We start from the raw sequence: 5,927 nt of genomic DNA, 5'->3' as shown, positions 1-5,927 counted from the left end.
GGCCGGCCCCCCCCCCGGGCGCATCTAGAACGGCGGCTCACCGCCCGCAGCTCCGGCCGAAGCAGGAGCGGCGGTGCTCCACTCATCAGCGGCCCCGCCGGAGGCGGCGCCGGTGCGCTGGGCCCGTTCGACCTTGGCCGTGGCGAAGCGCAGCGACGGCCCGATGTCGTCGACTTCCAGCGCGAGCATCGAGCGGTTTTCACCCTGTTCGTTCTGCCAGTTGTGCTGGCGCAGTCGGCCGGTGACGACCACGCGCATGCCCTTGGTCAGGGCGTCGGCGACGTGTTCGGCGAGGTCGCGCCAGGCGGTGCAGCGCAGGAACATCGCGGTGCCGTCCTGCCATTGGCCGGTGTTCTTGTCGTAGGTGCGCGGGGTGGAGGCGACGGAGAACTTGACCAGTGCGGCCCCGGAGGGGGTGTAGCGCAGTTCGGGGTCGGCGGCGAGGTTGCCGACGACGGTGATGGGGGTCTCTCCCACGGCCATGGGGATCACTCGCTTTCGGTGTGGTCGGGGTTGGTGCTGACGGTGCGGTGGTCGGCGATGACATACAGCCGGGTGCGCTTGCCGTCGCGCGTGGGGTTCCGGCCCTCCAGGCCGATATCGAATGCGGCGGCCAGGGTCTGGCTGACGCGGTTGGTGTCGTCCGGGTCGCAGATGACGCGGATCTCGAACACGGTTCAGCGCTCCTAGGGTTGGGGTAGCCGTTCGACGTTGCGGGTGTCGGTGGGCTCGGGGCGTGCTGCGGGTGCGGGGCCTGCGCAGAGCCGCCGCAGCTGTGGCACAGCCACAAGCCGAGCAGCACCCGGAGCACGAACAGCACGTAATGGCAGTGGCTCATGCGGGATCGGATAGATCAGGCGGCCGGGATCCGCAGACCTTGCTGCACGATCGATGCCGTGGTCAGATCTGTTCTCCCTGCGCCTGGCACGACAGGCTCAGCGCACCGAGAGAGACGAGGAGATCGGTGCCGACGAGCTACAAGATTCACATTGCGATCGCCCTGTTTCTGGCTGGATTGTCCGGACTCGTGGTGGCGCTGACGCTGTTGCCTGGCAGCCCGATCGTGCCGACGGCCGTGGCGTTCACCCTCTTCGGGCTGGTCTTTCCGGTGTTCGGCAGTGCGCTGCTGCGGTGCTACCGCGCCGGAGTGCCCACGAAGGGCCCGCAGGCATTCACGTACATGTGGCAGACCCCGAGATGGCTGCGGGTTACGGCAGGCGCGTTCATCGCCGGGGTACTCCTGTGCCTCGCCGGAGGCGGGGTCGAGCCGAACGGGCAGCCGGAACATGACGCGTCCGGCTACTACCTTGATGATCACGGGGTACGTCATGCAGTGAGCCGCAGCACGTACGACTCAGGGCTCAAGGCGGACCTGCGGGGGTTCGACTCCGGAGCAACCCTCTTCTTCGCTGTGTCTGCGGTGCTGGCTGCTGCCGCGTATCGCGGCGAGGAGGAGACGCTGGCCCAGTGGCGGCAATCCCAACCGCACCAGTAGCCCGCCCGGCGCATCCCGCTCTGCGCTACTCCAGGCTGCTCGGAGACCACGCAACGGCCTTGATAGACGTGAGCTTCCACCACCCGGGATCGGGTGGGCGGGTGATCACGTGTTCGACCGGCGGTGGTTTGGGCATCGGGGATGCTCCCGTCAGCCGCGGAAGTGGTTGTTCTTGAACACAGCTTTGCGGCAGTTGACCGTGGTGCCGCCCCGGTCACCGCCGCTATAGAGCTGTGCGGCGATGAACAGGCCGAAGACGATCGCGGCGAGGATGATGAGTTGGTGGATGAGGGCGGCGATGGCTGTGATGAAGCCGGTGAGCAGGAGCAGCCCGCCGCAGATCGCGGTGAAGCCGATGCCGCCGATGGCGATGTTGACCGCGGTCGGGTGCACCGTGACTCGCCGTGGCGTGGGCGCGGGTGGCTGGGCCGGGGTGAGGGTGTAGCCGGTGACGATGCGGCCGTCCGGCAGCTGCACGGTGGTGACGTCGGGGATGCCGTCCGTGCGGGGCGTCAGCGGTGCCGCGTGCTGCTCGGAGGCCAGGGGTATGGGGTGGTGGACCTGCGCCGCGGTGGTGCGGCGGTCCGGAACGTGTGGGGCCATCTTCTGGCTCCTGTCGGTTAGTTGATGCCGTGTAGGGCGTGGGCGAGGGAGGTGACGAGCTCGTTGGCGGTGTGCGCGGCGCCAGTTCCGGCGAGGTAGAAGCCGAAGAGCGCGGCGACGATGACGGCGGTGAGGGTGGCGGACTTCAGCCGCAGCAGCACGAGCACGCCGATACCGGCGAGCAGCACCACCGAGAGGGTCAGGGTCACCAGGGGACTCCTTCCGGGTCAGCGGGTGCCTTCGCGGTAGATCCGCGAGGCGCGGTTGTAGATCCAGCGGCCGACGCGGACGCGTTTGCCGCGGCCTTTGCAGCGGCGGCACCTCTTGCCGCGCTTGGGCCGTCCCTTGCGGTCGTAGTGCAGGTGGTGGCCGAGGCCGTTGCACTTGCGGCAGTTGCCGAACGGGCTGCCCGCACACAGACTCGCGTAACCGAGCGTGACGAGCATCAGGCAGGCGATAGCAAGGACGATGGGGGTCATCAGGGCCCTCCCAGGCGGTTTTTCCAGGTTTCCGCAGGTGGGGTGCTATGTGCTAGATCGCAGATCAGGCGATGTTTGGGGTGCTAGCGGGGGTGCTACCGGTAGCAGGTGTGCCCGCTACCGGTAGCGGCCGGTCACCGTTAGGCGGCACCCCGGTTTTCGTCACGCTCCGCGATCGCCTTGGTGAGGTCGTCGCGGACGATGCCGCGGCGGGTGGTGCGCTCGCCGTCGTCGGTCCGCCCGGCCACGCCGGTGGTCTTGACCCCGTGCGGCTTGAGCGCGGCCGTGACGTTCTCGCCCTTCCAGAGCCCGTAGACCTCCGGGCGAAGCTCTGCGAGCCGGGCGGCGATCCGCTCGTTCCACACCCGCTCCTCCGAGGGCGGCACGACCGCGGCGACGTCGGCGAGCAGGTCATACGACGGCCCGGTCGTGGTCTCGGCTTCCTCGCCGAGCGCGTGCCCGGACAGAGTTCCCTCCGCCTTGCGCAGCGCATGCGCGCGCTGGGCGATGGCGTGGGTGTCGTTGTCGTCCAGGTAGGCGGTGCGCACCACCACGGGCAGTGCGGTGGCGCCTGCGAGGTAGCCGTTACCGGCGTCGATCTCCGGGCGGAAGGAGGTGGCGCGCACGCCGTTCTTGTAGGCGGACGTGCCGAGGATCATGTCGTTCTCCACCTGACCGGCGACCCTGAGGGCGAAGCGGATGGACACGTTGCCACTGATCCCGGTGGGCAGCGAGTCCTTGTCCGGGCGCTGCGTGGCCAGAACGAGGATCACTCCGAGGGCGCGGCCCAGCTTGATGATGAACTCGGCATCCTCACCAGCCTGTTTGCCGTACTTGGGGTGGGCGAACAGGTTCTGGCACTCGTCGAAGACCGCGAGCAGCGGCCACAGCTTCAGCGAGCGTTTGTCGGCGATGGCCCGGGTGATGCGCTTGTCCGGGCACAGGTCACGCGGCAGCTTCTTCATCGCCGCGGCCCGGCGCATGACCTCCTCACGCAGCAGCTTGAGGGAGTCGGCCGCGTACTTGATCGAGTCGTCGTCGATGCCGGAGACGAACCGGTGGCTGACGCATTCGAGGGAGTCCAGGTCGCCGGTGCCCTTGTTCTCGTGCAGCCACAGTTCCACCGACGGATCCATGGCCGCACCGCAGGCCAGCACCCGCACGGAGGAAGTCTTGCCCTGGCCGGGCAGCGAGCCGATCAGCACGTTGTGCTGGATCATCGGCACCGACTGAGCACGCCCGCGCGGGTCGATGCCGAAGGGGATGCGCTTGAAGATGTCGTGCCGACGCGCGTTCGCCAGCTGCCACTTGACGATGCCGGTCTTGGACAAATCGCGATCGCCGACCCACAGGATCAGGCGTCCTTCGTGCTCGTTGGGGTCGGCGTCCGGCCACACGCACCCCAGCGGGCGGCGCAGGCCGGAGGCGAGTCGGGCGCGGCGGTCGGCCACGTCGGCGACCGTCACCCCGAGCGGCAGGTCGATGTCCGCGCGCCAGCCGGGCCCTTCGCGGGTGATCGGGGCGACGAAGTGGATCCCGTCGCCGCCCTTGGCGACCGCGGAGGCGATCTGGCCGATGCCGATGGAGGCCATGGCCTTGACCACGATGTCGCTGGTCAGCTTCTGTACCTCGGTCTTGATGACCGCCCGGGTGGCCAGCGGCGCATCCGCCGGAGCCCCGGCCAGCCCGCACCCCAGCACGAGTACGGCGCCCGCGATGACCTGCGTCGTCGGCGCCGCCCCGAACAGCAGGAACAGGCCCACGGGCAGGGCGACTATCGCCGCGAGGAGGGTGAGGATGGATCGCAGGCGCACCCGGCGGTCCCGCTGCCGCGACAGCTTCAGGTACTCATCCACCTGCTCGTTCGTGGCCGTGTACTGCCGCAGGCCCTCGCCCTCGGCGTCCATGGCCCAACGCCCCACCTTGCCCAGGATGTTCATCGCACCGCGGGGCGAGCGCCACACAAGTTTGGGGAGGTAGACGAACGGGAGGCGGACCGCGTGGAACGCGGCCGTGTGCCCGGCGTGCCCGGCCAGCCAGCCGAGCGCCTCGGTGAACTCCGCGCGGGACTTCATCCAGGCGGGGAAGACGTCCAGCCGCTTGGAGTTCTTGATGCGGTCGACCAGACCCGGGCCTGAGACGGTCGGCACCTGCCGGTCGACCAGAGTCGCCCGACCGTCGCCCGACTCGGACGGCCCCGAGTCGGCCGACTCCGGCGGGCGGGAGTCGGCCGACCGGTCGGGCGACTCGCCGCGCGCGGTCCGTGCCTTGCCGAGGTCGACTACCTCACCCCCGGACGGGGCGTCGGGGTCGGCCATCTCGGCTTCCAGCCGGTTGAACAGTTCGTTGTCGTCGTCGGGGTGTTTCACTGGGACTTCCTTCCACGTGTGGTGTGAGGGAGAGCGGGTCCGGCCGTCGCTGTAGGAGGTGAGCGGCCGGGCCCGTGCGTGCCCCGGGCCGGATTCGATCCGGCGCCCTCACGGCATGAATGCCGGGGCTGTGCCGCGTCGAGCGTTATGCGGCTTGGGCTAGGGCGTAGACGGGGCCGTAGGCCGTCACCACCACGGGAACCCCGTGGAAGGAGCCGTACGCCCGGAGCGTCTGGACGGTGGCCAGCGGCATGTGCTCGACCTCGGCCGGGTCGACACCCAGCGCCGACCGCCACGCCTCGAAGTCCTCGAAGGTCGTGTGCAGTTCCACCCGGATCCCCGGCTCGACAGTTGTGCGGGTGGACACCGTGCCAACCTCGATCGTGCGGCCGGGCAGCTCGGGGAACGCTTCCGCCAACACGGCCAGGCTGTGGATGGCCCGGCGCAGTTCACCGAGCGCGGGAACGATCACCTTCGGTTCGTTGCTCATGCGGGGTCTCCTGACTGAGTCGGAGGGGTCACAGGTCGAACAGGCCGCACTGATCCGCGGGTGCCGCAGGCAGCCGCTTGCGGGCGAGCCGGGCAGCGGCGGTGTGGCAATCGGGGCACCACGCACGCAGCTCGCTGGCCGGGAGCCGGACGGCGGCGAGATCGGTGGTGAGTGGGTCGGCGGGTGCGGCCATCAGCCGCACCCAGCGCCCGCGCTGGCCCTTTCCGGCGTAGGCGTCGTGCTCATGCGGGCATCGCCCGTCGCCCTTGGTATGGGCGTTGCCGCACTCGCCCTCGCATTGGCAGCGGTAGCCCGCCGCTTCCATCACGGGCCGCCAAGTGTCCACAGCGGTCAGGGGCTCACTCATGCGGCCACCCCCACCGCGGGCGCATCGGCGCGGGTGCCGGCGCGTCCGGCGCGGCGGCCGGCGACAGTGGCGAACAGCCAGCCCAGGCCCGCACGGCGGGTTCCGGCACGGGCCTGCTTGGCCG

At 69.7% G+C, this 5,927-nt stretch carries 9 protein-coding genes and 1 pseudogene; 1 reads left to right on the top strand and 9 read right to left on the bottom strand.

Annotated features, from left to right (window positions below):
- Window positions 1-24: 24 nt before the first annotated feature.
- Window positions 25-483, bottom strand: a complete 459-nt coding sequence (locus RZ84_RS24635; protein ID WP_043270746.1) for a single-stranded DNA-binding protein — start codon at window positions 481-483, stop codon at window positions 25-27.
- A 5-nt stretch (window positions 484-488) separates the two neighbouring features.
- A complete protein-coding gene (locus tag RZ84_RS24630) occupies window positions 489-674 on the bottom strand; it encodes a hypothetical protein (protein ID WP_043266118.1) in 186 nt (61 codons plus the stop codon).
- A 290-nt stretch (window positions 675-964) separates the two neighbouring features.
- Between RZ84_RS24630 and RZ84_RS24625 the strand changes: the two genes are divergently transcribed.
- Window positions 965-1,495 (top strand): hypothetical protein, encoded by a 531-nt coding sequence (locus tag RZ84_RS24625; RefSeq protein WP_241777844.1) that lies wholly within the window; start codon window positions 965-967, stop codon window positions 1,493-1,495.
- A gap of 150 nt (window positions 1,496-1,645) precedes the next feature.
- Here RZ84_RS24625 and RZ84_RS24620 read toward each other — a convergent pair whose 3' ends face one another.
- The 7 genes and pseudogenes from RZ84_RS24620 to RZ84_RS41695 all read right to left on the bottom strand — a co-directional run.
- Window positions 1,646-2,098, bottom strand: coding sequence for a hypothetical protein (locus tag RZ84_RS24620; RefSeq protein ID WP_043266117.1), 453 nt, complete (start codon window positions 2,096-2,098; stop codon window positions 1,646-1,648).
- A gap of 17 nt (window positions 2,099-2,115) precedes the next feature.
- Window positions 2,116-2,307 carry a hypothetical protein gene (locus RZ84_RS24615; RefSeq protein WP_043266116.1) on the bottom strand — a complete coding sequence of 64 codons (192 nt, stop codon included), beginning with the start codon at window positions 2,305-2,307 and terminating at the stop codon, window positions 2,116-2,118.
- Between the two features lie 18 nt (window positions 2,308-2,325).
- Window positions 2,326-2,577: a hypothetical protein gene (locus RZ84_RS24610; protein ID WP_043266115.1), complete on the bottom strand. Its 252-nt coding sequence runs from the start codon at window positions 2,575-2,577 to the stop codon at window positions 2,326-2,328.
- A 140-nt stretch (window positions 2,578-2,717) separates the two neighbouring features.
- On the bottom strand, window positions 2,718-4,946 hold the full coding sequence (locus RZ84_RS24605) for an FtsK/SpoIIIE domain-containing protein (RefSeq protein ID WP_043266114.1): 2,229 nt from the start codon (window positions 4,944-4,946) through the stop codon (window positions 2,718-2,720).
- Window positions 4,947-5,091: 145 nt separating this feature from the next.
- Complete coding sequence (locus RZ84_RS24600) at window positions 5,092-5,436, bottom strand: hypothetical protein (RefSeq protein WP_043266113.1); 345 nt, start codon at window positions 5,434-5,436, stop codon at window positions 5,092-5,094.
- A gap of 28 nt (window positions 5,437-5,464) precedes the next feature.
- Complete coding sequence (locus RZ84_RS24595) at window positions 5,465-5,803, bottom strand: hypothetical protein (RefSeq protein WP_043266112.1); 339 nt, start codon at window positions 5,801-5,803, stop codon at window positions 5,465-5,467.
- Window positions 5,800-5,927: pseudogene (locus RZ84_RS41695) on the bottom strand (GGDEF domain-containing protein); the annotation flags it as partial. The gene RZ84_RS24595 and the pseudogene RZ84_RS41695, both read right to left, overlap by 4 nt.

Origin of the sequence: Streptomyces sp. CT34 (assembly GCF_000805335.1) — a bacterium.
Taxonomy (GTDB): domain Bacteria; phylum Actinomycetota; class Actinomycetes; order Streptomycetales; family Streptomycetaceae; genus Streptomyces.
This window is presented reverse-complemented; position numbering and strand designations above follow the sequence as displayed.

Excerpts from the sequence above, each read along its gene's own strand:
- RZ84_RS24635 (WP_043270746.1), bottom strand. The coding sequence starts at position 483 with ATGGCCGTGGGAGAGACCCCCATCACCGTCGTCGGCAACCTCGCCGCC.
- RZ84_RS24620 (WP_043266117.1), bottom strand. The coding sequence starts at position 2,098 with ATGGCCCCACACGTTCCGGACCGCCGCACCACCGCGGCGCAGGTCCAC.
- RZ84_RS24610 (WP_043266115.1), bottom strand. The coding sequence starts at position 2,577 with ATGACCCCCATCGTCCTTGCTATCGCCTGCCTGATGCTCGTCACGCTC.
- RZ84_RS24600 (WP_043266113.1), bottom strand. The coding sequence starts at position 5,436 with ATGAGCAACGAACCGAAGGTGATCGTTCCCGCGCTCGGTGAACTGCGC.
- RZ84_RS24595 (WP_043266112.1), bottom strand. The coding sequence starts at position 5,803 with ATGAGTGAGCCCCTGACCGCTGTGGACACTTGGCGGCCCGTGATGGAA.